Origin of the sequence: Paenibacillus sp. MZ04-78.2, from assembly GCF_024213375.1 — a bacterium.
GTDB lineage: Bacteria > Bacillota > Bacilli > Paenibacillales > NBRC-103111 > Paenibacillus_G.
Map to the genome: position 1 here is coordinate 1 of NZ_JANAVJ010000108.1, position 1,509 is coordinate 1,509.

Genomic DNA, 1,509 nt, shown 5'->3' on the forward strand with positions numbered 1-1,509 from the left:
GGCGGAGATTTTTTTGTAAACTTGTTCCATGGAAAGAGTCTTCATTTATTCTGGTTGTGTGTGAGGTGTAAGAGCGTGTTGCGTGAACAGATTCTTAAAGCGTGTAAAGAAGATCCTGAAAGTATCGTAACGCTCGTTACGAATCTGCTTGCTACCGTTGAAAAGCTGGAAGCGCGCGTGAAGCAACTCGAAGATCAGTTAAACAAGAACAGTCGAAATTCCGGCAAACCCCCGTCATCGGACGGATATAAGAAACCAAAGCCGAAGAGTCTTCGCGTCAAAGGAGAACGTTCGCCAGGCGGTCAAACCGGTCATGAGGGCCACACGCTCACTTTCTCCGCAAATCCGGATTATATCGTCGTTCATCCGGCGACGCTTTGCGCATACGGCCATCATCTGGAACATTCCCCAGTCCTCCGTTATGAGAGGCGGCAAGTTCATGATCTGCCGCTCTTACGCCTTGAAGTCACCGAACATCAAGTAGAAATCAAATCCTGTGAGATTTGCGGCATGGTGGTCAAGGGCGAATTCCCGGCAGAGGTTGCCGCCCCGATTCAGTATGGTCCAAGATTTCGGGCGACAACAGCCTATTTGAGTCAATACCAACTCCTTCCTTACAAGCGTGTAAGCGAAGTGATGGAGGATCTCTTTAAGCACAAGCCCAGTGAGGGCACCATCGTACGCGCCAATCTGTCCCTTTACGAACATCTGGAGCCGGTCGAGCTCGAAATCAAGGAGCGGATTGTGAGCAGCCCCGTTGCGCACTTCGATGAAACCGGCATTCGCGTACAAGGCAAAACGCAGTGGTGTCATGTCGCGAGTACGGAACAATATACCCATTATTTCTACCACGCCAAGCGCGGGAAGGAAGCGATGGATGCAGCAGGCGTACTTCCGAATTTCCGGGGCACCGCCGTTCACGATGCATGGGCTCCATATTTTCAGTACGATCAGTGTGAACATGCACTCTGCAACGCGCATCATCTCCGGGAACTGATCTTCGTGCTGGAACAGGAAAAGCAGTCCTGGGCCAAAGCGATGATCAGCCTGCTTCTGGAAGCCAAGGCGGTTGTAGAATCCGGAGAAACCTGGACGACGGAAGCGGTCTCCCGCATGGTCGCAAGATATGATCGCATTCTGGAAGTTGGACGTCTGGAAGATGCGAAACAGAATCCGCCAGTGGAGCAGCCTGTCGGCAAGCGTGGGAAACCGAAGCAGAGCAAGCCGAAAAACTTGCTCGACCGACTTCAAACACACCGGCTTTCCGTACTGACTTTCTTGTGCGACCCGAGTGTACCGTTCGACAATAACCAGGCTGAGCGGGATATACGTATGATCAAGGTTCAGCAAAAGATTTCCGGGTCGTTTCGCAGTGAACAAGGAGCCAAAGTATTCTGCCGTATTCGTAGTTTCATCTCCACTGCGAAAAAGCAAACCCGCACGATCATAGACGCTCTTGAACGAGCTTTCCGAGAACAACCGATCATACAATAATTCATTTTCGATTCC

At 51.1% G+C, this 1,509-nt stretch carries 1 protein-coding gene; it reads left to right on the plus strand.

The window, feature by feature from the left end:
• Window positions 1–1,494: IS66 family transposase (gene tnpC / locus NLX71_RS26215; RefSeq protein WP_254366750.1), on the plus strand; the 1,494-nt coding region annotated here is incomplete at its 5' end.
• Between the last annotated feature and the right edge of the window lie 15 nt (window positions 1,495–1,509).